This is a genomic window from Virgisporangium aliadipatigenens (genome assembly GCF_016863615.1).
Classification (GTDB): Bacteria; Actinomycetota; Actinomycetes; order Mycobacteriales; family Micromonosporaceae; genus Virgisporangium; species Virgisporangium aliadipatigenens.
The window spans coordinates 1-1,532 of sequence record NZ_BOPF01000095.1; the positions used below are offsets into that span (position 1 = coordinate 1).

Below are 1,532 nucleotides of genomic sequence, written 5' to 3' on the forward strand. Positions count from 1 at the left end.
AGACCGCCACGATCACCATCCCGGCGTCGGGCTCGGCCACCCTGCTCGACGGCACCACACCGGCGAACACGGTCACGACCGCCGAGGGCGCCTACGTCCTGACCGGCACCACGATCACGTTCACGCCGGTACTCGGCTTCTCCGGACCGGCCGCCAGCCCGGTCACCTACCGGATCACCGACGCCTACGCCCAGAACGGCAGCAACACCTACACCCCCACCGTCACCAAGCCCGCCGCACCGACACCGCCCGCACTCACCTCCACCGGCGTCGGTACCGCCGACCAAACCGCCACGATCACCATCCCCATCTCCGGCTCCGCGACGCTGCTCGACGGCACCACACCGGCGAACACGATCACCACCGCCGAAGGCACCTACGTTCTGACCGGCACCACGATCACGTTCACTCCGGTACTCGGCTTCTCCGGTCAGGCCGCCAGCCCGGTCACCTACCGGATCACCGACGCCTACGCCCAGGACGCCGACTCCACTTACACCCCGACCGTCACCGCGCCCGCCGGGCCGACGCCGCCCGCGCTGACCTCCACCGGCGTCGGAACGGCCGACCAGACCACGACGATCACCGTCCCGACGTCGGGCTCCGCGACGCTGCTCGACGGCTCCGCGGCGACGACGACGGTGACGACCGCCGAGGGCACCTACGTCCTGTCCGGTACCACGATCACGTTCACGCCGGTGCTGGGCTTCTCCGGTGCGGCCACGAGCCCGGTCATCTACCGGGTCACCGACGCCTACGCCCAGAACGGCACCAACACCTACACCCCGACCGTCACCAAACCCGCGGGCCCGATCGCCGCACCGCTGACCTCCACGGGCGTCGGCTCCGCCGCACAGACGGCGACGGTCACCGTTCCGGCGTCCGGCTCGGCCACCCTGCTCGACGGCACCACACCGGCCACGACCGTGACCACGTCCGAGGGCACCTACACGCTCACCGGCACCACGATCACGTTCACGCCGGCCGGCGGCTTCACCGGCACCGCCACGGCCCCGGTCGGCTACCGGGTGACCGACGCCTACGGCCAGACCGCCACGAACACCTACACGCCCACCGCGTCGACCCAACTGCCGGCCGCCCCGACGCCGCCCGCGCTGACCTCCACCGGCGTGGGAACCGCCGACCAGACCACCACGATCACCATCCCCACCTCCGGCACGGCGACCCTGCTCGACGGCACCACACCGGCGAACACGGTCACCACCGCCGAAGGCACCTACGTCCTCTCCGGCACCACCATCACCTTCACGCCGGTGCTCGGCTTCTCCGGACCGGCCACCACACCAGTCACCTACCGGATCACCGACGCCTACGCCCAGAACGGCACCAACACCTACACCCCGACCGTCACCAAACCCGCCGCACCGACCCCGCCCGCGCTCACCTCGGTGGGTCTCGGCAGCGCAGCCCAGGCCGTCACGGTCACCGTCCCGGAGTCCGGCTCGGCCACTCTCCTCGACGGCGCCACGCCGGCCGCGAGCGTGACCACGTCCGAGGGCACCTACACGCTC

At 71.5% G+C, this 1,532-nt stretch carries 1 protein-coding gene; it reads left to right on the forward strand.

Annotation, left to right across the window (positions count from 1 at the left end; genetic code table 11):
* On the forward strand, positions 1 to 1,532 hold a 1,532-nt coding region (locus Val02_RS48520; RefSeq protein WP_203905880.1), incomplete at both ends, for a hypothetical protein.